20 protein-coding genes are annotated in these 22,649 nt (G+C 72.4%); 13 read left to right on the plus strand and 7 right to left on the minus strand.

Annotated features, from left to right (window positions below):
• The first annotated feature begins 34 nt into the window (after positions 1-34).
• Positions 35-613 carry a TetR/AcrR family transcriptional regulator gene (locus ACZ6C1_RS04795; RefSeq protein WP_469237679.1) on the plus strand — a complete coding sequence of 193 codons (579 nt, stop codon included), beginning with the start codon at positions 35-37 and terminating at the stop codon, positions 611-613.
• Positions 614-624: 11 nt separating this feature from the next.
• Here the strand turns inward: ACZ6C1_RS04795 and ACZ6C1_RS04800 are convergent, their stop codons facing one another.
• On the minus strand, positions 625-1,572 hold the full coding sequence (locus ACZ6C1_RS04800; RefSeq protein WP_469237682.1) for a GNAT family N-acetyltransferase: 948 nt from the start codon (positions 1,570-1,572) through the stop codon (positions 625-627).
• Between the two features lie 174 nt (positions 1,573-1,746).
• On the opposite strand from ACZ6C1_RS04800, the gene ACZ6C1_RS04805 reads away from it, so the two are divergent.
• From ACZ6C1_RS04805 to ACZ6C1_RS04820, 4 genes are all read left to right on the plus strand, one after another.
• Complete coding sequence (locus ACZ6C1_RS04805) at positions 1,747-2,403, plus strand: HAD family acid phosphatase (RefSeq protein ID WP_469237684.1); 657 nt, start codon at positions 1,747-1,749, stop codon at positions 2,401-2,403.
• A gap of 96 nt (positions 2,404-2,499) precedes the next feature.
• Positions 2,500-3,381: a ribonuclease BN gene (locus ACZ6C1_RS04810; protein WP_469237685.1), complete on the plus strand. Its 882-nt coding sequence runs from the start codon at positions 2,500-2,502 to the stop codon at positions 3,379-3,381.
• Between the two features lie 128 nt (positions 3,382-3,509).
• The gene (locus ACZ6C1_RS04815; protein ID WP_469237687.1) at positions 3,510-4,316 is read left to right on the plus strand and encodes a VOC family protein; all 807 of its coding nucleotides are present in this window, start codon (positions 3,510-3,512) and stop codon (positions 4,314-4,316) included.
• Positions 4,313-5,584 carry a cation:proton antiporter gene (locus tag ACZ6C1_RS04820; protein ID WP_469237689.1) on the plus strand — a complete coding sequence of 424 codons (1,272 nt, stop codon included), beginning with the start codon at positions 4,313-4,315 and terminating at the stop codon, positions 5,582-5,584. Before ACZ6C1_RS04815 ends, ACZ6C1_RS04820 begins: the two co-directional genes overlap by 4 nt.
• Positions 5,585-5,592: 8 nt before the next feature.
• Here ACZ6C1_RS04820 and ACZ6C1_RS04825 read toward each other — a convergent pair whose 3' ends face one another.
• Together ACZ6C1_RS04825 and ACZ6C1_RS04830 are read right to left on the minus strand one after the other, a co-directional pair.
• Positions 5,593-6,327 carry a hypothetical protein gene (locus ACZ6C1_RS04825; protein WP_469237691.1) on the minus strand — a complete coding sequence of 245 codons (735 nt, stop codon included), beginning with the start codon at positions 6,325-6,327 and terminating at the stop codon, positions 5,593-5,595.
• A 268-nt stretch (positions 6,328-6,595) separates the two neighbouring features.
• Complete coding sequence (locus ACZ6C1_RS04830) at positions 6,596-7,615, minus strand: NAD-dependent epimerase/dehydratase family protein (protein WP_469237693.1); 1,020 nt, start codon at positions 7,613-7,615, stop codon at positions 6,596-6,598.
• Between the two features lie 183 nt (positions 7,616-7,798).
• On the opposite strand from ACZ6C1_RS04830, the gene ACZ6C1_RS04835 reads away from it, so the two are divergent.
• A complete protein-coding gene (locus ACZ6C1_RS04835) occupies positions 7,799-8,593 on the plus strand; it encodes an SDR family NAD(P)-dependent oxidoreductase (RefSeq protein WP_469237695.1) in 795 nt (264 codons plus the stop codon).
• A 211-nt stretch (positions 8,594-8,804) separates the two neighbouring features.
• Positions 8,805-10,244 carry a PP2C family protein-serine/threonine phosphatase gene (locus tag ACZ6C1_RS04840; protein ID WP_469237697.1) on the plus strand — a complete coding sequence of 480 codons (1,440 nt, stop codon included), beginning with the start codon at positions 8,805-8,807 and terminating at the stop codon, positions 10,242-10,244.
• Positions 10,245-10,513: 269 nt separating this feature from the next.
• Here the strand turns inward: ACZ6C1_RS04840 and ACZ6C1_RS04845 are convergent, their stop codons facing one another.
• Complete coding sequence (locus ACZ6C1_RS04845) at positions 10,514-12,007, minus strand: DNA-binding protein NsdB (protein WP_469237699.1); 1,494 nt, start codon at positions 12,005-12,007, stop codon at positions 10,514-10,516.
• Between the two features lie 234 nt (positions 12,008-12,241).
• Here ACZ6C1_RS04845 and ACZ6C1_RS04850 point away from each other — a divergent pair, with 234 nt between their 5' ends.
• The 6 genes from ACZ6C1_RS04850 to ACZ6C1_RS04875 all read left to right on the plus strand — a co-directional run bounded on the left by ACZ6C1_RS04850 (position 12,242) and on the right by ACZ6C1_RS04875 (position 21,072).
• The gene (locus tag ACZ6C1_RS04850; RefSeq protein ID WP_469237701.1) at positions 12,242-13,360 is read left to right on the plus strand and encodes an aminoglycoside phosphotransferase family protein; all 1,119 of its coding nucleotides are present in this window, start codon (positions 12,242-12,244) and stop codon (positions 13,358-13,360) included.
• 390 nt (positions 13,361-13,750) lie between these two features.
• On the plus strand, positions 13,751-14,035 hold the full coding sequence (locus ACZ6C1_RS04855) for a GlsB/YeaQ/YmgE family stress response membrane protein (protein WP_469237703.1): 285 nt from the start codon (positions 13,751-13,753) through the stop codon (positions 14,033-14,035).
• A gap of 156 nt (positions 14,036-14,191) precedes the next feature.
• The gene (locus ACZ6C1_RS04860) at positions 14,192-15,949 is read left to right on the plus strand and encodes a PP2C family protein-serine/threonine phosphatase (protein WP_469237704.1); all 1,758 of its coding nucleotides are present in this window, start codon (positions 14,192-14,194) and stop codon (positions 15,947-15,949) included.
• A gap of 241 nt (positions 15,950-16,190) precedes the next feature.
• On the plus strand, positions 16,191-18,092 hold the full coding sequence (locus ACZ6C1_RS04865) for an N-acetylmuramoyl-L-alanine amidase (protein WP_469237706.1): 1,902 nt from the start codon (positions 16,191-16,193) through the stop codon (positions 18,090-18,092).
• A gap of 168 nt (positions 18,093-18,260) precedes the next feature.
• Positions 18,261-18,656 carry a hypothetical protein gene (locus ACZ6C1_RS04870; RefSeq protein WP_469237708.1) on the plus strand — a complete coding sequence of 132 codons (396 nt, stop codon included), beginning with the start codon at positions 18,261-18,263 and terminating at the stop codon, positions 18,654-18,656.
• Between the two features lie 121 nt (positions 18,657-18,777).
• Positions 18,778-21,072 (plus strand): terpene synthase family protein, encoded by a 2,295-nt coding sequence (locus ACZ6C1_RS04875; RefSeq protein WP_469237710.1) that lies wholly within the window; start codon positions 18,778-18,780, stop codon positions 21,070-21,072.
• A gap of 23 nt (positions 21,073-21,095) precedes the next feature.
• On the opposite strand, the gene ACZ6C1_RS04880 is transcribed toward ACZ6C1_RS04875, so the two are convergent.
• The 3 genes from ACZ6C1_RS04880 to ACZ6C1_RS04890 all read right to left on the minus strand — a co-directional run bounded on the left by ACZ6C1_RS04880 (position 21,096) and on the right by ACZ6C1_RS04890 (position 22,633).
• Positions 21,096-21,485 (minus strand): RNA-binding S4 domain-containing protein, encoded by a 390-nt coding sequence (locus ACZ6C1_RS04880; RefSeq protein WP_469237711.1) that lies wholly within the window; start codon positions 21,483-21,485, stop codon positions 21,096-21,098.
• Positions 21,486-21,503: 18 nt separating this feature from the next.
• Positions 21,504-22,004: a hypothetical protein gene (locus ACZ6C1_RS04885; RefSeq protein WP_064070633.1), complete on the minus strand. Its 501-nt coding sequence runs from the start codon at positions 22,002-22,004 to the stop codon at positions 21,504-21,506.
• Between the two features lie 227 nt (positions 22,005-22,231).
• Positions 22,232-22,633, minus strand: a complete 402-nt coding sequence (locus tag ACZ6C1_RS04890; protein WP_469237714.1) for an ACT domain-containing protein — start codon at positions 22,631-22,633, stop codon at positions 22,232-22,234.
• Positions 22,634-22,649: the final 16 nt, after the last annotated feature.

Consider the following 22,649-nt stretch of genomic DNA (forward strand, 5'->3'; position numbering starts at 1 on the left):
GAGCGTATGTTTCTCCATACGCTACCGTACGGTCATGACACGCGAACGACCGGCAGGCACGCGGAGGAGGCTCACCGCCCAGGACTGGGCCGACGCGGCCCTCGCGGCGATGGCGGAGGGGGGCGGCCTGGCGGCCGTCGCGGTCGAGCCGCTGGCCGCCCGGCTCGGCACCACCAAGGGCAGTTTCTACTGGCACTTCACCGGCCGGGACGCGCTCGTACGGGCGGCGTTGGAGCGGTGGGAGCAGACCGCCACGGAGCGGATCATCGAGGCCGCCGAGCGCGAGCCGGATCCCGAGACCCGGCTGCGCACCCTCTTCAAGACGGTCATGGCCGAGGCGGCGAACGACCCCCTGGAGGTCTCGCTCCTGGCGACCGCCGACCACCCTCATGTGGCCGCCGTGCTGCGCCGGGTGACGGAGCGGCGGCTGGGCTACGTCGCCCACCTCTTCGAGGACCTCGGCTTCCCCCCGCCGGCGGCGGCCCGGCGCGGCCTGCTCGCGTACACCGCCTACCTGGGCCACACCCAGCTCGTGCACGCCGTCGCGGAAGCCGTCCCTTCGGACCCGGCGTACCTGGACTCCGTCCTGGAGACCCTGCTGCGCCGTCCCTGACGTCGGCGACGTCAGCCCGCCACGGGAAGCGTGACCTCCCAGGTGTCGACGGCGTAGTGCAGCCGCATGCCGTGGGCCTCGTAGAGCCGCAGGGCGCCGCTCTCGTTGAGGGTGTCGACACCGAGTCCGAGCCTGTCACGGCCGAGGGCGGCGTAGACGCCGAAGGCGTGGCACAGCAGGTGGCCGCCCAGCCCCCGGCCGCGCGCGGCCTTGACGACGCCGAGGTTGCGGACCCAGCCCATGCCGGAGCGGTCGTTGCGGGTCAGGAGCACCGCGGCGTCGCCGATGCCCTCGACGGAGGCGATCCACACGAGTGACCAGTCCAGGCGCGTGGCGTCGAGGTCGTCGAGCCACTGCTCGTAGGAGCGCGGCTGGTGGTCGAAGTGTTCGGCGAAGGTCTCCTCGACCAGGGCGTGGGCGCGCCGCCGGTCGGCCTCGTCGGTGCAGGCGCGCAGGGTCACCCCGGCGGGTCGCTCGGGCAGCGGGTCCTGGTGCGGCGTCAGATCGCGGACCATCACCTGGTAGCGCCGTACGGTGTGCCAGCCGCGCCGGGCGAGGATGCCGGTGTCGGTGGTGGGCCGCTGGTTGAGGTGGAGGTGGACCACGGCCCGCGGGGCACCGTTTGCGCGCGCCTTGGCGCGGCACCGCTCCTCGGCCGCCTCCAGCAGCCGCTCCCCGGCGGCCTGGTGGTCCGGGAGGACGTAGTGGTCGATGTCGATGCGCTCGGCACCGGACTCGTCCCACATCAAGGCGTACGCGACGAGCCGGTCGTCCTCGAAGGCCAGCCACGAGTCCTGCTCGAGGTCCACCTCCGGGTGGACGAGGTCGGCCTCGACGCTGTGCGGATCGGTTTCGGGGGCTCCGATCTCGATCGTGTCGATGGTGTTGAGCAGCTCGCAGATCTGCGGCGCGTCCTCGGTCCGGGCAGCCCGGACGGTCATGGTGGGTCCCGTCTGCATCGGGCCACTGTCCGGCCCGGACGACCGGCCGCGCAAACGGATTTCACCCGGTCCGTCGCCCCGGCCCACCAAATCGCTACCGACCAGTAGATGGAACGTCTCATTCCGTCCATGATTGAGCGCGAGCATGCCAACGCCTTCACCCATCCCTACCCCCACAGGAGTTGAAGTCCCATGCATGCAGCTCGATGGAGAACACGAGTGGCACTCACCACGGCCGCCCTCGCCCTCACCACGGCCACCACCACCGCGGCCACCGCCGCCTCCCCGGCCGCCCCCGCCTCCGCCCCCGCCGCCCGCGTCACGGCCGCCGCCGGCGGCGCACAGCTCGGCGGGGTCGACTACGCCACCTGGCAGCGCGACGTGGCAGCCGCCCTCACCCAGGCCCGCCCCTACATCGAGCAGCGCACCGCGTCCCCCTCCGGCCAGAAGCTCGCCGTCGTCCTCGACATCGACAACACGTCGCTGGAAACGGACTTCCACTACTTCTGGGAGTTCCCGACGCCCGCCGTCCGGCCCGTCCTCGACCTGGCCCGGTACGCGGACTCCCGTGGCGTGGACGTCTTCTTCGTCACCGCCCGGCCGGGCATCCTCCACGCCCCCACCTCGTACAACCTCAAGGCGGCCGGCTACCCCGTCGACGGCCTGTACGTACGCGACCTGCCGGACCTGTTCGACGAGGTGAGCGCGTACAAGACCGCCAAGCGCGGCGAGATAGAGGCGAAGGGGTACACGATCATCGCCAACATCGGCAACCGGCCCACGGACCTGGTCGGCGGTCACGCGGAGAGGACGTTCAAGCTCCCCGACTACGACGGCAAGCTGTCGTAACGACGTCTCGCGCGGGGACGCGGGCGGAGGGGTCCATTCGGGGTCTCCCCCGCGTCCACCCGTACCCGGCACGCCTGGGCCGGGTATGCGAGCTGCATGTCCGAGAAGTCTTCCGGCACCGAGGACGGGGCCCACGCGTGGTGGCCCAGGCGGCTGCACGGCGCCTTCCACCGCTCGGCCGCCGGGCGTGGCTGGCGGACCGGCACCGAGATGGAGCTGATGCACCGCTCGATGGGGTTCGCCGCCCTCGGGCTGCTCACACTCGTACCGCTGCTGATCGTGATCGCGGCGGCCGACCCGGCGGGCGGCACCGGCTTCGCGCAGTGGCTCTCGGACGGCCTCGGGGTCGCGGAGGGCTCGACGGACGAGGTGGAGCGGCTGTTCGCGCCGCCGGGCGCGGCGCTGGAGTCGACGACCGGGTTCGGTATCGCCGCACTCGCCGTGTTCGGTCTGACGTTCGGCGGTGTGGTGCAGACGGGCTACGAGAAGGTGTGGGAACTGCCCGCCGCCCGCTGGCACACCATGTGGCGCCACGCCGTCTGGCTCGCCATGCTCATCGGCTACCTGCTGCTGTCGGCGGACGTGTTCTCCCGCCCCGCTACCGGCGGTGACCTCGCCTGGCGCGTGACACTCGCCTTCGCCAGCGCGGTGCTGTTCTTCTGGTGGTCGCAGCGTCTGCTCCTCGGCGGACGGCTGCCCTGGCGCGCCCTGCTGCCCGGGGCCCTGTGCACGGTGATCGGGCTGGGCGGGCTGCGGGTCTTCTCCCGCCTGGTCTTCTCCCCGCTGATCGCGTCCAACGCGGTGGCGTACGGGCCGGTCGGCACGTTCCTGGTCGTCCAGTCCTGGCTCGTCGGCGTCGGCTTCGTCGTCTTCGGCGGCGCGCTGGTCGGCCGGCTGCTGTACGAGGAACGCTGGCACATGGCCCGGGCGCTGCGGCGCTGGCGCGACCGCCCGCGACGGCCGCGACGGCGCGGCTGAGGCGGGGCCGGACAGAAGGGCCATCCCCCACAAAGAGTGCAAGGATGGACACCGGGCAGAGGCAGAAGAGAGAGCAGGGACACCTGCGGCACATCCGCACCACTGGTGACACCGGGACGGTTTTGCACATGAACAGGAAGCCGACAGCCACCACGGCGTCAGGGGTGACGTCCAGCAGCTCCGTGTTCGGTGCGCCCTGCTGGGTGAGCCTGATGACCCGCGACCTGCGCGCCGCCCAGGACTTCTACGGTGCGGTCCTGGGCTGGGAATTCCGGCCGGCACGGCTCGGCAAGGAGTTCAGCGTCGCCCTCGAGGACGGGAACCCCGTCGCCGGCATAGGAGCACTGGCCTCCGCCCTCCAGGTGGCCGTCGCCTGGACCCCGTACTTCGCCGTCCAGGACGCCGACCAGACGGCGTCCCGCATCCGGGAGCGCAGCGGCACGGTGGCCGTCGGGCCGGTCGGGTTCGTCGTCGGGCGCGGAGCGCTCGCCGCCGACCGGGACGGCGCCGTCTTCGGCATCTGGGAGGGCCAGCTCCTCTCGGGCTGGGAGACCTGGCGCGCGGCCGCCCCCGCGTGGCTGCGGCTGCAGACCCGGGACGCCTTCGAGGCCGCGATCTTCTACGGGGAGGTCTTCGACTGGGCGTGCGGCCGGCCTGGCTGCTGCGACGTCGAGTACGAGGCGGACGAGGTCGTCCTGCGCAGCGCCGGCCATGTGGTCGCCCGGCTCAGCTCCGGCGCCCTCGAGGCAGCGCCGGACCCTGCGATCCGGCCCCGGTGGGAGGTCCACTTCCCGGTGCGCGACGTCGATGCCTGTGTGGCCACCGCGCAACGGCACGGCGGCACCGTCAACCAGTACACCCCGGGCATGGCGGCCACCCTGCGGGACCCCGACGGGGGTTTGTTCACGCTCACCACGCGCACTCTGGCTGAATGACCTTTTCCGATCTTGTGTACGCCGGTCTCGGTGTCGGCGCGCTGGCGGCAGCCGTCCTGCCGCGGGTGGTCTTCAGCCGCCCGTTCTCCATGCCGATGGTGTTCCTGGCCGCCGGTGTCGCCGTCCAGCTCCTGCCCCTGCCGGTTCCGGTGGTCGACCCGGTGGGGGACCTGATCTGGGTGGAGCACATCACCGAGTTCTGCGTGATCGTGTCGCTGATGGGCGCCGGACTGGCCATCAACCGGCCGCCCGGGTTCCGCGCCTGGGCGGGCACCTGGCGGCTCCTGGGCGTGACGATGCCGCTGACGATCGTGGTGACCGCCGTGCTCGCGTGGGCGCTGCTGGACTGGCCGCCCGCCGTGGCCCTGCTGCTGGGCGCCGTGCTGGCGCCCACCGATCCGGTGCTGGCGGCGGAGGTCCGGGTGGGCGAGCCGACCGACGCGGAGGAGGACGAGGACGAGGTGCGCTTCACGCTCACCAGCGAGGCGGGCCTCAATGACGGGCTCGCCTTCCCGTTCGTCCTGGCGGCCGTCGCGCTGGCGGCCTCGGCGGGGGCCGGCTGGTCGGCCGGGTGGATCGGCGGCTGGGTGGCGTCCGACGTGCTGGGCAAGATCGCGATCGGGGTCGCCGCCGGCGTGGTGGTGGGCCGGGGGCTCGGGTGGATGTTCTTCCGCGCCAGGGCGGCGGCGCTGCGGCTGTCGGAGCACATGGAGGGTTTCGTCGCCCTGGGGGCCACGTTCCTGTCGTACGGGACGGCGGAGCTGCTGCACGGCTACGGCTTCCTGGCGGTGTTCGTCGCCGCCTGCACCCTCCGTGCGGCCGAGCGCAGCCACGGCTACCACAAGGTGCTGCACGAGTTCACCGAGCAGATCGAGCGGCTGCTGACCGCCTTCCTGCTGTTCCTGCTCGGCGGGTACGTTGCCGGGGGCGGTCTGGCGGACCTGACCTGGCAGGGCGCGGTCGTCGTGGTGCTGCTGATGCTGGTGGTCCGCCCGGTCACCGGCTGGCTGGCGCAGTTCGGCTCGGCGGCGGGGCCGCGTGAGCGGATCGTGACGGCCGTGTTCGGGCTGCGGGGCATCGGGTCGCTCTACTACCTGGCGTACGCGCTGGGGCAGGACGACTTCGGGGGGACGGCGCGGGAGCTGTGGGCGGTGGTGGCGTTCACCGTGCTGGGCTCGGTGGTCCTGCACGGAGTGACTGCGACTCCCGTGATCAGCCGTCTCGACCGCCTGCGCGGGACGGCGGCGCCCGGCGACCCGCCGCCCTGAGGGCGGCGCTACCCCGGGAAGCGGTCGAGGAGGGCCCGCCGCTGGGCCTCCTCGCGCTCCAGGACGTCGGCCAGGATCTCGGTGTCGCGGCTGCCGCTGATCGCGTCCCGCACCAGCGCGGCCAGCGCGTCGGGGGGCAGCGCCTCGGCCTGCGTGGTGGACGTACCGGGGAAGGAGCGCCGGTCGCTGGCCTTCACCGGCGCCGTGGGCAGGCGGAACTCGGCGATCTGCTGCTCGGTGACGGCCAGCCGGTCGAAACGCATGCTCACGTCGGGGGCGTCGAGCGCGGCGAAGGCCGTGACGTCCTCGGCGAGTGCCGTGAACAGGTGCAGCCCGCTGGGGTCCCAGTCGCCGATCACCAGGATCCGTACGGAGGTGTGGCCGCCCACCGCCGCCCGCTGGGCGGCGGCCCGCTTGCCGGACAGCCCGGTCGCCGACGCGTACACGGGCACACCCCAGGGGTCGGTGACGGTGGCCAGTTGCGGCACCAGGCCGGCCGCGTCGCACCAGACCTCCAGCCTGGCCTCCTGGCCGGCCTGGCGGTCCAGCCGGAAGCCCCGGGCGGCGTCAAGCTGTACCCGGTGGAACCCGTCGGGGCCGTCGTAGGCGACGGGTACCACGGCGGCGTCCGTGCCGTCACCGATGGCCAGCCAGGAGATGCGCCCGGAGCGGCGGGCCATCCCGAGGAGGTCGACGAGGCGCTTGTACGTCCGCTCCTGCCGCGCGAGGACGCCGTCGGACACGGCCGCGTACCATATCTGACGTATGGTCAGCGGTAATTGCGCCGCGTATCTGCCGAGGATGAGCTCGACGGCGGCGAGCAGATCCTGGGTCGCGGGGCGCGGTTGCCAGTCGGGTTGATAACCGCGAGGACGCCTGTCCGGCACCGTTGCCCCCTGTCGCCGGCCGAGTGGATGTGCGGGTGGGGACGCCCGGGCGTCCCGCCCTCTCCTGTCGGTCTGCCCACTGGGGCCGCCGCCGTCACCTGTGGACCCGGCCTTGTCCGGCGGGTCAGCTCACCTTGCGGCCCGCGAGGGGGGCGGTGTCCATTCCGGCGCCGTGGCGCATGCCCTCCAGCATCTCCTCGATGGCCTCCAGGGAGGAGCGGCGGGGCCGCCAGCCCAGTTCCTCGCGGGCGCGCGTGCAGTCCAGGAGCGGTATGCGCAGCACGGCGTCGAAGAGCTGCGGGGAGGCGGGGATCAGGCGCAGGCCCCACCCGGCCGCCAGTGCGGCGCGGATGGCCGGCCGGGGAAGGCGGACGACCCGGGCGTCGAGCAGGTCGGCGAGCTGACGGGCGTCCAGGACCGGGTCGGCGGCCAGGTTGAAGGCGCCGCTGACCTCCTTGATGACCGCGAGCCGGTAGGCCTGCGCGGCGTCGTCGGTGTGCAGGGCCTGGAAGCGCAGCCCGGGGATGTCGGGCACGACCGGGACCGTCTTCGGCCCGGCGAGCTGCCCCGGCATGAACCGGCCGGCGAAGATCCGCCGCTGTTCGCTCCCCGACTCCTGCTTGAACAGGAAGGCCGGCCGCATCCGTACGACCCGCACCCCGGGGTTACGGGCCTCGAAGGCGTCCAGGACCCGTTCGAGGTAGGCCTTCTCCCGGCAGTACGCGGCCCCCGGCCAGCCGTGCGTGGGCCAGGACTCGTCGACCGCGCTGTCCTTCGGGCCGGGCGAGTACGCGCCGACCGACGAGGCGTGGACGAGCACGGGCACACCGGCGGCGGAGACGTCCCGGTACACCTGGAGGCTGCCGAGGACGTTGGTGCGCCAGGTGGCCACCGGGTCGTGTGTGGGCTGGAAGGCCCAGGCCAGGTGGACCACGGCGTCGGCGCCCTCGAAGTGCCTGACCAGGTCCGGCTCCTCGCGGAGGTCCACCTCGGCCCAGTCGGTCTTCTGCGGTGACCAGCCGGGCAGGCGGCGGGCGAGGCCCAGGACGGACGAGATCCGGGGGTCATCGGCGAGGGCCGCCACCACACTGGTGCCGACATTTCCGGTGGCTCCAGTGACGACGACCCGCTTCCCGGCGTTCATATTCACGGCTCCTGCCTTCCGACGGCGACGGCTGCGTCCGGGCCCCGGCCCGGGGCCCGGCCACGGGAGGTCCGGGTACCCCCTGCGCGGCGGTCCACGTCAGCCTCGTACCGGGCGTGAGGGCGGGGGCGGAGGGGCACCATGGGACGCGGGGGACGGCACGCGAGAAGGGACACCGGGCGGATGCATGTGAACCTCACGGGCAGGACGGCGCTGGTCACCGGCTCGACGCAGGGCATCGGCGCGGCGATCGCCACCGCCCTGGCACGCTCGGGGGCGACGGTGGCGGTCAACGGGCGCACGTCGGACGGTGTCACCGCGGCCGTGAAGCGGCTGCGGGCGGAGGTCCCCGACGCCGAGGTGGTGCCGGTGGCCGCGGACATCGCCACCGAGGAGGGCGCCGAGCTGGCCGTGGAGCTGCTGCCCGAGGTGGACGTCCTCGTCAACAACCTGGGCATCTTCGAGCCGCGGCCCGCGCTGGACATCACGGACGCGGAGTGGCGGCGGTACTTCGAGGTGAACGTGCTCGCGGCGGTGCGGCTGACCCGGGCGTACCTGCCGGGTATGACGGGCCGCGGCTGGGGGCGCGTGCAGTACATCGCCAGCGACTCCGCCGTGGTGATCCCGGCCGAGATGATCCACTACGGCATGTCGAAGACGGCGCTGCTGGCGGTGAGCCGGGGCTTCGCCAAGGAGGCCGCCGGGACGGGCGTCACCGTCAACGCGGTCATCGCGGGCCCCACTCGTACGGGTGGTGTCGAGGACTTCGTGTACGAGCTGGTGGACCAGGATCTGGCCTGGGAGGAGGCGCAGCGCGTGTTCATGCGCAAGCGCCGGCCGCAGTCCCTGTTGCAACGGCTGATCGAGCCGGAGGAGATCGCGCACATGGTGGTCTACCTGAGCTCGCCCCAGGCGTCGGCGACGACCGGCGCCGCGGTGCGGGTCGACGGCGGCTACGTGGACTCGATCCTGCCGTGACCCGCCGGTCGTCACGCCCACTCCCGCCCCCGGGATCCGGTGGCCTTCCGGCCCGGACGGCCGGTTCCCACCGGGCCTTTGGCATATGCCGCAAGCACCACCGTATCGAGTGTTGCCAAACCCCTTACAGGCAGTCTCCGCCTGTGCAACAGTCGTAACCGGTCCTTATTTTTCAGACCCTGGCCGCGCCGCGCCCGTATCGGAGTACGACATGCCGCCGTCCCATCTGTTCGCGGACCGTCCCGCCCCACAGCCGCCGGAGCGCGGCACGCTGGACGCCCTGATCTCGCAGACCCGTCGGCTGCGCGGAGACGTCGATGCCGTGCGCCGGGACGCCGTGGTGGACGAGGACGACCCGCAGGGCCGCTGGCAGCGCGCGCTGTGCGACCTTGCCGTGCACCAACTCGACGATCTGGGCGCCCAGTTGGGTCAGCTCAAGGAAGGTGTGCCGGACGGCCTCGCGGAGTCGGCCGAGTCCGACGGCGGCATGGGCACCGACGAGTCGCCCGTGGACCCGCCGCCCACCGGGTCGCTCCTCAGCCGGGTCGGCAGCGCGGAGTGGAACCTCCTCACCGACGAGGTCAGTTGGTCCGACGAGTTGTACGCCATCTTCGGCCGCTCACCGGAAGCCGGCCCGATGACCCTGGACGAGTTGCCCTCCATGGTGTTCGCCGAGGACCAGGCCCTGTTGACGGCGATGGTGACCGGCTGTCTGATCGACGGCAAGCCCATCGACGGCGAGTTCCGGATCGTCCGTGCCGACGGCCGGGTGCGCACGCTGCACATGATGGGCGAGCCCGTCCTGGACGTCGATGGATGCACCGCGTCGATGTGGGCGGTTTTACGAGACGTCAGCGAACTGCGCCGCAGCGAGCGGGCCGTGCGCGAATCGCGCGACTCCCTTCAGCGCCGCCAGCACATCGAGCAGACCGAGCACCGGATGGCCGTGGAGCTGCAGGAGGCGGTCCTGCCGCCGTGGCGCGGCTCCTCCGGCTTCCCGCACGGCGGGCCCGCCGGGCTGGACCTGGCGGGGCAGTACCTGCCGTCCGGGTCCAGCGCGACGATCGGCGGTGACTGGTACGACGCGCTCGAACTGCCCGACGGGGACGCCCTGCTGACCGCGGGCGACCTGACCGGGCACGGGGTGTCCGCGACGTCCACGATGGCGATGCTGCTGGGCGCCCTGCGGGGCATGGCGGTCGCCGGAATCCGCCCCGGCGCCCTGATGGGCCACCTCAACCAGGTGCTGGACTCCTCCTCGCAGCCCGCGCTGGGCAGCGCAGTGTGCTGCCGCTACGACCCGCGGACCCGCACGCTCACTTGGGCACAGGCGGGCCACCCCGCCCCGCTGTTGTTCCGTGGCGGGACGGGGCGCGCGTTGACTCGGCCGGAGGGCGCCCTGCTGGGGGCGACGTCCGGGGCGACGTACGAGCAGGCCGAGGTCCGGCTGCTGCCCGGGGACCTGCTGGTGCTGCACACGGACGGACTGACCCGTGGCCCCGGCAGGGACAGGTTGCTCGAGCTGGCGCCCCGGTTCGCCCAGGCGCGCGATGCTCAGGAGTGTGTGCGGTCGGTGGTGGAGGAGTTCGGCCGTTCGCCCCGTGAGGGCGACGCCTGTGTGATGGTCGCCAGGGTCGGCGCCCGCTCATGAGTCCGGTGAGTCCGGCCCGGCATCATGGTGCGTACGGTCGTGATGCCTGGGCCCGGAGGACCGGGATGCGGGATGGGTGGGACGGATGGGTCGTGGTCGGCCCGGAGCGTCCGACCGGTCCGTCGGGCAGGTCCGTTCGTCCGGGTACGTAGTGCCTGTGTCTGTCCGGTCCTGGGACGTCTGCCCCAGCGGGCCGGCGGCTTCCTCGGCGGCCGGTCGGCCCCCGGCCGAGCACGCCGTCAGATGTGAGGTCGTCAGGTGCGACGCCGTCAGGCCCGGCGGGACCTGGGCCTCTTGGCGGCGCTCTTCGGCATGGCCAGCTGGATCTCCTCGCGGAGGTCCTCGATCTTCGAGTAACCCGCGTACTGCCCGGTGAGCCGGTACATCTCCCGCAACCGGTCCCAGGTGCGCTGCGACGACGTCTCGCCCATCGACATCAGCGCGAGCCTGGCGTAACGGTCGGCCTGCTCGGGGTCGTCCGCGATGAAGCAGGCCGACGCCATCGAGAGGTAGTCGAAGATCTTCGACCGCTGCCGGCCGTCGTTGCGCAGTGCCAGGGCCTTCTGCGCGAAGTACTGCGCCTGCTTGGCGGCGGCGGGCTCGTGCTCGGCCAGCGTCCGGTAGGCGAGCGCCTGCATGCCGTACAGGTCCTCACTCTTGAAGGTCTGCATCCAGCTCGGCAGAGGTACGTCGGTCTTGTCCGACACGAACAGCTCCTCGGCCTCGCCCAGGGTGCGGCGCATCGCCTGACCGCGGCCCATGGACGCCTGCGCCCAGGCCTCGATGGTGTGCAGCATGGCCTGCGTACGCGGCAGGATCTCCTCACCCGAGCCCGACCGCGCGAGCTTCATCAGGTCGAGGGCCTCGTCGGGGCGGCCCAGGTGGACCATCTGACGGGCGGCACGGGAGAGGGCCTCACCGGCGCGTGGCCGGTCGCCGCCCTCCCGGGCCGCGTGGGCGGCGATGACGAAGTACTTCTGGGCGGTGGGCTCCAGGCCCACGTCGTGGGACATCCAGCCGGCCAGGACCGCCAGGTTGGCGGCGACGCCCCAGAGCCGGCGCTGGAGGTGGTCGGGGTGGCGGTAGGCGAGCATGCCGCCGACTTCGTTGAGCTGGCCGACGACGGCCTTGCGCTGGAGCCCGCCGCCACGGGCGGCGTCCCAGGCGCGGAACACTTCGACGGAGCGTTCCAGCGCCTCGATCTCCTGCGACCCGATGGGGGCGGCCTCGTAGCGGTCGAAACCGGCGGGATCGGCGTGCAGGGGATCGTCGAGACGGGGTGCGTCGGTGGCGAGAGCGGGGTCGGTGTGGAGCCAGTCGTGCATGGCGCTGGTGAGTGCGGAGCCTGCGGCGAGCGCGGCGCCCGCGCCCACCAAGCCGCGTCGGTTGAGCATGAGGTCCATTCCCGTGAATTCGGTGAGGACCGCAGCCGTACGCTCGGGCGCCCAGGGCAGCCCGTCAGGGTTGTCGGTGTTCCTGACGTCCCGCCGTTTCCCGGCGCGCCCGTGTCGTACGAACCCGAGGTCCTCGATGGTCACGACACGGCCGAGTCGCTCGGTGAACAGGGCTGCCAGCACCCGGGGGACGGGATCACGCGGGGTCTCTCCCATGTCGATCCAGCGCCGGACCCGCGAGGTGTCGGTCGCCAGCTGCGGGTGGCCCATGGCCGCCGCCTGCCGGTTCACGAGTCTCGCGAGCTCCCCTTTGGACCAGCCGGCGAGGCCGAACAGGTCTGCCAGTCGGGTGTTGGGTTCTCCGGTCACGTCAAGCCCCCAGGTTCTCGGCTGAGTTGACACTAACCCGCTGGCATAGGGCTGGCGACTATTCGCCAGGGTTCGCCAGGGTCCGCCAGATGGTGTGCCACCCGCGCCCGGGTGTCAGGTAGGAAAGCGCCACCCCGCCCCGGCAACCGGCCCTCATTCCCCAGGGTGTCGGCCGGTTGCCGGGACGGGGCAGCGTACGCAAATCGTCGGCACACGAAGGGATCTGTCTCGCCCATGTACACAGCATCGTCCTCCGTGTCCGCCCCGCCCCGGCCGCAGCGCACCGTCCCGGTCGGCAGCGGACCGTATCTGGATCCCACCCAGGCGGGTCGGGCCCGGCGCTGGACGGGGACGGTGGCCGGCCCGCTCAGCGGGAGAATCGACTTGTCCGGCACCCAGGGCGCGCAGCTGCGGAAGGTGATCGCGTCGGTGCACCGGATCTGCCCGGAGTTCAACCCGGTGCAGGTGATGCGGCGCAGCGGCCGCTCGGTCCTGCTCGTCGGGACCACCGGACGCGCCACCGCGGTCGCCAAGTGTTTACTGGACCACTCCCCCGCGTGGGTCGAGCGGTTCCGTCATGAGATCGCCGCCTACCGGTCCTTCGTACGCCACCGGCCGCCGGTGCGTGTGCCGCGCCTGATCGCCGCGGACCCCGACAACTGCGCCCTGGTGATCGAGCGGATGCCCGGCCGGGCCGCCGCACTCACCCGGCACCCCCTGGAGGCGCCGCCCCGGGCGGACTTGCGGGCCGCGCTCGGCGCGATCACCCGGCTCAACGGATGGCGCCCGCCCGCCGGCACGTTCGACGCCCCGCTCGACTACGGCTCCCGGATCTCCCGCTACCACGAGCTGGGCCTGTTCACCGACCGGGACCGGGACGACCTGCAGAAACTGCTGCACGGGCTGGCGCACGCGGGTGGCCGCCAGGGCATGGGCCAGTTCTGTCACGGGGACGCGCTGCTGTCGAACATCCTGCTGTCGCCGACCGGTCCGGTGCTGGTCGACTGGGAGCACGCGGGCTGGTACCTGCCGGGGTACGACCTGGCGACACTGTGGGCGGTGCTGGGCGACGCCCCCGCGGCCCGGCGTCACATCAGCCAGCTCGCGCAGCGCGAGGGCCCGGCGGCACGGGACGCGTTCCTGGTGAACCTGATGCTGGTGGTGACCCGGGAGATCCGTACGTACGAGACGGCCGTGCAGCGCACGATACGCGAAGCGCCACCCGCCGGTTCGGTGCCGACGGCGCCGGGGGCGGTGTCCACCGGGGAGGAACAGCGGCTGCTGCTGCGGCGGCTGCACGATGACTGCGCACTGGCACGGCGGGCCGTGCGCGCGGCGGTCGGCACACGCTGACCGGCGACGAGGGGGAAGCGCGCTGTGTGACCGGTGCCGACACACCGGGCGCACAGCGCGCTGTCGTATCCCCGGCCGGTCCGGCCACCGTCGCTTGCGGCGTGACCACTCCCCGGGCCCGGTCGATGTGCGGGGGGTCAGGGGTGGCGGATCGCCAGGGGTGGGCTGCGGGCCGCGGCGGGCAGTTCCGGTGAGGTGATGAGGACGCGGTACGGCCCTGTCGGCAGTTCGGGTACGACGACGGAGGTGCCCGCCCCCGGCTCGTTCGGGCCGGGTCGTTCGCCCCTTGGACGGGACAGTGGGGCCAGCGGTGTTTATCGGCCTCTGGCGCGGCAACGCGCTGGATGTCCCGCCGCGTGGCGGAACTGCGGAAGCTACGGGAGGTCGAGCATGGGAATCATCGCGTGGATCATCATCGGGCTGCTCGCCGGTGCGATAGCCAAGGCACTGATGCCGGGGCGGGACCCGGGCGGCATCCTGGTGACGATGCTGATCGGCATCGTGGGCGGCCTGCTGGGCGGCTGGCTGGGCAAGGTCATCTTCGGTGTGGAGTCGATCGACGGTTTCTTCGACCTGTCGACATGGATCGCCGCGATCGTCGGTTCGGTGATCATTCTCGCCCTCTACCGGCTGTTCACCGGGCGGGGCCACCGGGGTCATGGGGTTCACGCCTGACCCCCCGGACGGAGTACGTGCCCGTGCGGGACATGCCCCGCACGGGCACGAGTGTGTGAGGAGTACGAGGAGAAAGGCCGTCACCATGAATTTTCCCGGCAGAAGACAGGGTCCGGGCTCGGGGGCCGCTGCCGGCGCCGGGGCCGTGGCGTTCTCATGACGCGGTCGCTCACCGGCGACGTGGTGTCGCTGAAGGCCTACATCGAGCGCGAGATCGCGACGCTGCGGGCGGAAGTGCGCCGCAGGTCGGAGACGGCCGGAGTGGCGGAGCCGTCGGCGGGACGGTCCGCCGGCGAGGCGGGAGGGCCGTCGCCGGAGGGCGCCGGCCGTGCCGGGACCGCCCAGTGCCCGTGCGGCCAGGGGCAGGGCGCTCACCACACGTGCGTGGACACGGACGAGGGGCACGACTCCTCGACGTGCCTGTGCGCGGCGCTGCCGGCCATTCCGGTGTCGGCCGCGCTGCTCACCCCCGTACGGGACGACTCGGGTGCCGTCACCGACTTCGTCATCCGCGCGGGCAACCACATCCGCTCCGCCGAATGGCTGGTCTCCCCCGACCAGCAGGCGGGGCAGCTCTTCTTCGCGGAGGCCCGCCCGGGCGCGGCGACGGGCGGGCTGCCGGCCGCGCTCAAGGAGGTCATGGCGACGGGCCGTGCGCTGAACGGCCTGGTCGTGGACTACACCGAGGAGCGGTACGGCAGGCTCAGGCGGGTCCAGCTGGTGCATTACGCGGCGTCGTGCGGCGACCGGGTGCTGACGACCTGGCGCCCGGTGCGCAGCCAGGCGGAGCTCCTCACCATCGACGCGCAGCATCTGGCGTCCATGGGCTGGGGGCGCTGGGACCTGCTGTCGGGGTCGGTGACGTGGTCGGAGGGGTTGCAGCGGATCTTCCGTACGGACCCGACGCTGCCGTGGTCCCTGCTGGAGCTGTGCGATGCGCTGGTGCCCGCCGATGTGGGGCCGTTCGGCGAGTTCATCGCGTCGGTGCTGGCCGGTGAGGAGCCGGCCTGGACCAGGATCCGGTTCCTGGTGCTGGGCGAGGTCCGTACGGTCGACCTGCTGGGCCGCCCGGTGGCGGGCACGGACGGCCGGCCGTGGGCGCTCCAGATCGTGGCACGTGACCTCACTCCGCAGATGCGCAGCCGTCGACGGCTCGTGGAGAAGCAGGTCGAGACGGAACAGTTGCGGCAGCAGGCCGCGGCGGAACGGCATGTGGCCTCGGCGCTGCGCGAGGCGCTGTTGCCGACGTACTCGGAGGGACTGGCCGAACTGGGCCTGTCCGTGGCGGCGGCCTATCTGCCCGCCGAGCCGGACGCCGCGGTGGGCGGTGACTGGTACAAGTGCCGGCCGCTGGCGGACGGCCGGGCGCTGATCGCCATCGGGGACGCGAGCGGGCACGGCCTGGAGGCGGTGGCCCGGATGGCCCAGCAGCGCCATGCGGTGGCGGGGCTCGCCCAGACGGGGGCGTGTGCCGGGGACGTCACCACGTGGCTCAACGAGCTGGTGTGCAGCGACCCCACCTCGGCCACGGCGACGATGTCGGTCGGGCACGTCGGCGCCGACCGGGTCTTCCGGTGGACGTGTGCCGGGCACCCGGCGCCCTTGCTGCTGCGCGAGGGGCGCGCGTACGCGCTGCCGACGGAGCACCGGGGGCCGCTGCTGGGGGTGCTGCCGGGGCACACCTACGAGACGGCGGAGTTCCGGCTGGAGCGAGGTGATGTGCTGCTGCTGTACACCGACGGGGTGGTCGAACGGCGTGGTCAGGACATCACCGAGGGCATCAGCGCGCTGACCGGGCTGCTGGCGGCGAGCAACGGCCTGCCGCCGCGCCGGATCGTCGACCGGCTCACCGAGGAGTACGAGCGGGGCGCCCACGACGACGACGCCTGCCTGCTCGCGGTCCGGGTCGACTGAGCCCTGCCGGAACGGGGCCGGAACACCCGCCGCACTGCCCTGGACGTCAACTCCCCTCCTTCACCGCCTGATTGACGGACGGACCGGCAGCCGATACGCCTGTACGAGTGCTGTCGCACATCACCCGTCCCAGGAGGCCGTCTTGTCCGCTTCGGCTCGTCGACACGAACGGCCACAGGTCCTGCGGCACACGGGACGACAGGTACGGCGGGTACGGACGGCGGGTGCGTTGGTGGCGTCCGTGGCACTCCTGCTGCCCTTGGTCTCGGCGGCTCCTTCCGCGACCGCCGGGCGCCCGCCCACGTCCGGGTCGCTGCAGCGCGACTTCGCGGCGGCCGCCGCCGAGTACGGGGTGCCACAGAGCGTGCTGCTCGCCGTCTCTTACCTGCAGTCCCGCTGGGACGGCCACGGCGGCGCGCCGAGCGTCACCGGCGGGTACGGGCCGATGCACCTGACCTTCGCGCGCACCGCGCTCGCCTCGGCGCCGCACCACTCGCACGGCCCGGAGGACGCGCGCGGTGACACCTCCCGTACCGCGAAGGACGTGACGGACGCCGAGCTGCCGGAACCGTCGGCGCTGCCGCCCCGGTTGCGAACGCTGGAGCGGGCCGCGCGACTGTCCGGGATCGCCCCGGAGCGGCTGCGGACCGGCACGGCCGCGAACATCCGCGGCGGCGCGGCCCTCCTGGCGGCCGCCCAGCGGGAGTTGGGCCACCCGGCGAGCACCGACCCGGGTGACTGGTACGGCGCGGTGGCGCGCTACTCGGGCGCCGACGACACGGCGACCGCCACGACGTACGCGAACGACGTGTACGACATCATCCGTTCGGGTGAGCGTCGTACGACGGACAACGGGCAGGTGGTGGCCCTGCCCGCCGACCCGGACGTCGTGCCGGAGACGGCCCAGGCCGCCGGGCTGGGGCTGCGGACGGCCGGGGCGGACGGGACCGAGTGTCCGAGGACGGTGGCCTGCGAGTGGGTCCCGGCCCCGTACGAGGAGTTCGGCGAGGGCGACTACGGCAACCACGACAAGGCGGACCGGCCCGCGTCCACGTCGGTCGACTACATCGTCGTCCACGACACGGAGGCGACGTGGGACGTGACGCTGAAGCTGGTGCAGGACCCGGAGTACGTGTCCTGGCACTACTCGCTGCGGTCGTCCGACGGTCACATCGCCCAGCACGTGCCGCTGAAGGACGTGGGCTGGCACGCGGGCAACTGGTATGTGAACGCCACGTCGGTGGGGTTGGAGCACGAGGGTTTCCTGGTGTCGCCGGACGCCTGGTACACGGAGGCGATGTACCGCACCTCGGCGCGGCTGGTGCGGTATCTGGCGAAGCGGTACGACGTGCCGCTGGACCGGCAGCACATCCTCGGCCACGACAATGTGCCCGGCCCGACCGCCGCCACGGTCCGCGGTATGCACACCGACCCGGGTCCGTACTGGGACTGGGCGCACTACTTCGAGCTGCTGGGGCGGCCGTTCACCCCGACCGCCGGCCCCCGCGCCGCGGTGGTGACGATCCGCCCCCGGTACACCGCGCACCAGCCGCTCTACACGGGGTGCGCCAAGCCCGGTGAGGCCTGCCCGCCGCACGGCAGCGGCGCCGTCCGGCTCCACACGGGGCCCGGGGAGAACACCCCTCTCGTCAAGGACGTCGGGCTGCGGCCGGGTGGTGAGGAGTCGACCGCGGGCGTCAACGACACCGGGGCGCGGGCCTCGACGGGCCAGCTGTTCGCGGTGGCGGAGCGGCGTGGGGACTGGACCGCGATCTGGTACCTCGGGCAGAAGGCCTGGTTCCACAACCCGCGTACGCGGCCGACGGCCGTGGGCGCGCGCGGCTGGGTGCTGACTCCCAAGGACGGGGCGGCAGAGATCCCGGTCTACGGGCGGGCCTACCCCGAGGCGTCCGCCTACCCGGCGGGCGTACCGGTCCAGGCGGTGTCGCCGCTGCCGTACAAGCTCCTGGCGGGCCAGCGTTACGTGGTGGGTGACCGGGTGCCGGGCGCGTATTACTACGCGCCGGCCTTCGACACGTCCGGGCACCGGGTGGTGCGGGGCCAGGAGGCGTACTACGAGATCCAGTTCGGTCACCGGGTGGCCTTCGTGAAGGCGTCGGACGTGACGCTCTCCCGCGCGTGACCGTGCCGCTGCCCGCCGGTGCCGGGCATAACGGATCACCGGCATGGGCAGGACATGTACGCGGCATGTGTCACCCATTCGAGGTGAGGGGGAACGGTGGCGGACTGCCCGGACAGGGAGATGGACATCTGCTTTCGTATGAAGGGTCTGAGTCCCGGGTCTCCCCTCGTGGGGCTCCCCAAGCCGCTGGGCGCGGCGGAGCTCGATCCTCGCCGTCACCACCGGACCTACATGCTGACGGGGCTCGCCGTGCTGTTCGTGCTCGCCGCCTTCAACGGGGGCATCGCGTGGAGCGCCCTCCTCCTGGGTGTCGTGCTGGGCTTCGCCGCCCATCGCAGCAGGGGCGCGGTGCGCGCCCGTGACGCGCGGAGCGAGCGGGCGCGGGAGCAGTACGCGCACCACACGAAGTACTGCGGCGGGTGTGATCAGATACTGCTGCGTGACAAGGTGAAGGACGGCTCGTTCACGTTCCGTGGCATACCCCGGGAGGAGTTCCGGACGGAGTTCATCCGCAGGGGTGCGGTGTTCCCCGAGGCGGGGAAGGGTTCCGCCGCCACGAGCTGACGGATGGCACCGCCTCCGCCTTCCGGTGCTCATACGACTAATGCGGCCTGTGCGTGGCCCCACCCGACCAGGGGTAGGGGGTGGCGCGGTATGTCCACGCTCACCGAAAGGCCCCCCACGCATGGCACAGCCCTTCGTTCTGCCGGATTTCTACATGCCGTATCCGGCACGCCTCAACCCCCACGTGGAGGCGGCGCGTACCCACACCAGGACGTGGGCGCGCCGGATGGGGATGCTGGAGGGGTCGGGGGTCTGGGAGGAGCACGACCTCGAATCGCACGACTACGCCCTGCTGTGCGCGTACACCCACCCGGACTGTGACTCCGAGGCGCTCTCCCTCGTCACCGACTGGTACGTGTGGGTGTTCTTCTTCGACGACCACTTCCTGGAGGTCTTCAAGCGCACCCAGGACCTCGCGGGTGGCAAGGCCTACCTGGACCGTATGCCGGCCTTCATGCCGATGGACCTCTCCCAGGAGATGCCCGAGCCGGTGAACCCGGTCGAGGCCGGTCTCGCCGACCTGTGGACGCGGACCGTACCGAGCATGTCGGCCGCCTGGCGGTCCCGGTTCGCCGAGGCGACCGAGCACCTGCTCAACGAGTCCCTGTGGGAGCTGGCGAACATCAACGAGGGGCGCGTCGCCAACCCGGTCGAGTACATCGAGATGCGCCGCAAGGTGGGCGGCGCGCCGTGGTCGGCGGGGCTGGTGGAGTACGCGGCGGGTGCCGAGGTCCCGGAGGCGGTCGCGGACTCCCGGCCGCTGCGGGTCCTGCGGGACGCCTTCGCCGACGCCGTGCACCTGCGCAACGACCTCTTCTCGTACCAGCGGGAGGTCGAGGACGAGGGCGAGAACAGCAACGGCGTCCTGGTGCTGGAGAAGTTCCTGGAGTGCACGACACAGGAGGCCGCCGAGGCGGTCAACGACCTGCTGACCTCGAGGTTGCAGCAGTTCGAGAACACCGCGCTGACCGAGGTCCCCCAGCTGTGCCTGGACAAGGGCCTGGCCCCCGAGGAGAGCGCCGCGGTCGCCGCGTACACCAAGGGCCTGCAGGACTGGCAGTCCGGTGGTCACGAGTGGCACATGCGCTCGAGCCGGTACATGAACGAGGACGCGAGGAGCGGGCCGTCCCTCTTCAGCGGGGTGCTGGGCACCTCGGCACTCGACATCACGACGCTGTTCGGCCGTCCCGCCGCCGCACGGGCGCGCAGCCTCACCCATGTGCCGAACCAGCACGTCGGTCCCTCGCTGCTGCCGGACTTCGACCTGCCGTATCCCCTGGCGCTCAGCCGTCACCTGGACGACGCGCGGGCCAAGTCGCTGGAGTGGGCGGGCCGGATGGGGCTGCTCGACGACATCTGGGACGAGGAGCTGCTGGCCGGCTTCGACTTCGCCCTGTGCTCGGCCGGTCTCGATCCGGATGCCACGGTGGAGGAGCTGGAGCTCAGCGCCGAGTGGCTGACCTGGGGGACGTACGGCGACGACTACTACCCGATCGTGTTCGGGCGGCCGCGTGACCTCGCCGGGGCGAAGCTCTGCAACGAGCGGCTCATGACGTGCATGCCGGTCGAGGCGCCCGAGACGGGGGCCTCCGTGGCGGTCGGTCCGATGGAGCGGTCGCTGGCCGACCTGTGGGCGCGCACCGCCGGGCCGATGGGGCCCGGGGCGCGGGCCACCCTGCGCAAGGCGCTGGACGACATGCTGGAGAGCTGGCTCTGGGAGCTGCACAACCAGGCCCAGCACCGCGTCCCGGACCCGGTGGACTACCTGGAGATGCGGCGGCTCACCTTCGGCTCGGACCTGACGATGAGCCTGGCACGGCTGCGGCACCAGCACCACCTGCCGGCGGAGCTGCTCCGCAGCGGGACGGTGCGGAGCCTGGAGCAGTCCGTGCAGGACTACGGAACCATGATCAACGACCTCTTCTCGTACCAGAAGGAGATCGAGGTCGAGGGCGAGGTGCACAACGGGGTACTGGTGGTGCAGTCCTTCTTCGACTGCGACTACCGCGCCGGTGTGAAGATCGTCGACGATCTGATGCGGGGGCGACTGCGCCAGTTCGAGCATGTGAAGAAGCACGAACTGCCGGTGCTGTGCGAGCAGTTCGGGCTGGACCGGAAGGGCAAGGCCGCTCTCTCGGCGTATGTACGGGAGCTGGAGGACTGGCTCGCCGGGATCCTCCACTGGCACCGCAGCGTACGCCGCTACCGGGACGAGGACGTCCGCTCGGGCGCCGGTACGGCCCGGCCGCGGGCCGGAGCGCGGGCGGGCGGAGCAGCGCTGGGCGAGACCCTGGCGGGTGCGGTGCCGTCGCGGGCGGGGATCCCGGGCGCGGCGGGTGTGGGCGTGGGCCTTCCGGCCGGGCCGACGGGGCTGGGCACCTCGGCGGCCCGGCCGGCGGGACTGCTCAGGTCGTAGCCGCAGCCGCCGGGCGCCGTCGATCAGGACGGGCGGACGCCGCGGAGCTGGTCCAGTTCGCGGCGTTCCCGCTTGGTGGGGCGGCCGGTGCCACGGTCACGCACACCCGCCAGGGCGACGTGCTCGCGGGGCGGCGGGGGCGGGCTGTTGTCGACGTACGCCTCGGCGGCCACGGGTGCGCCGACGCGCTTGGTGAGCACCTGCTTGACCTCCACGATGCGCTCGCGTCCGGCGTGGAACAGCCGCACCTCGTCGCCCGGCTTCACGGGCTGGGCGGGCTTGGCACGCTCGCCGTTGACGCGTACGTGCCCGGCCCGGCAGGCGGTGGCCGCCTGCGAGCGCGTCTTGGTCAGCCGCACCGCCCAGATCCAACTGTCGACGCGCGCGGTCGGGTTCCCTTCCTGTGCTGCCATGGTCCCCGCCTCCTCGGCTCAGCCCTGCTGGAAGAGCTCCGCGGGAAGCGGCTTGAGCAGCGCGTACAGGTCGTCGGTGATGGGGCGGTCCCAGCTGGCGATGGTGACCAGCACATTGTCGCTGCGGTCGAACTGCACGCAGGAGATCCGGCTCTCGGAGAGCTTGAGACGGCGGACGATGAGCAGGTTGTCCCCCTGCATGACCGGCACGTCCTCGGTCTCGACGACCTCGACCGGCTCGTCGTTCTCCAGCGCCGCCAGGAGCTGGGCGACCTCGAAGGGGATCTGGCCCTCGGCGAGCTCGCGGGCCGGGGAGCCCTCGGGGAGGTTGCCGATGATCATGGCGGGTCCGCGGCCGCCGAACAGGTCGTACCGGAGGAAGACGCCCTGACAGGTGCCGTCGGGGGCGGGGAGGAGACCGGCGCCGAGATTGCCGGGCCAGTCGCCCGGGTCCATGGCCAGGACGTCGAAGTCCGGGCCCGCGGGTGTGGCGGCGCTGCGGCGGCGGAGGAAGGACATGCCGCCATGGTACGTGCCCGGCGCCCCCGACCGGCGCCCGGGCCCGGGCCGCCCGCCGGTCGGCACGGCCCTGTCACCAGGGTCACCGGGGCGTCCGCGATTCACCGCTTCGGGCGACCACCGCCCGGGAACCGGACGCCTGCTGTCAGGGGCGGGAACGGCGCCGGGTGCGGTGCCATGTGCGGCGCCGGGGGGTGCGGACCCTGCCGGGGAGGCGGGCGCGCCGGTCAGGCGGTGCGTTCCGCCAGGCGGCGCAGTGCCGTGAGGGCGTCGCCCGCGCGGGCGTATTCGACGAAGAGGTGGTCGTGGTGGAAGCCCGCCACGACGTTGCAGCTCAGGCCCGCGTCGGCGAGTTCCCGGGAGACGGCGGCGGTGAGCCCGACGGCGTCGAGGGCGGAGTGGACCCGCAGGGTGATCCAGCCGGCCACGTAGTCGTACGGGAGCGAGGCGGCGTCCGCCTCGTCCTGCGCTACGACGAGGGTCAGGCCCTCCGATTCGGTGACGGTGACGACGGGGTGCAGCCCGGGCGGGACGTCGGGGCCGTCGACGGTCACGAAGACGAAGTGACCGGGGTTGAGCTCGGGCCGCATACCTGCGACCAACCGGGCGAGATCACGCTCTGCACTCATGATCCCACCCTAGTTC

The sequence above is a fragment of the Streptomyces sp. NPDC041796 genome (assembly GCF_055590785.1).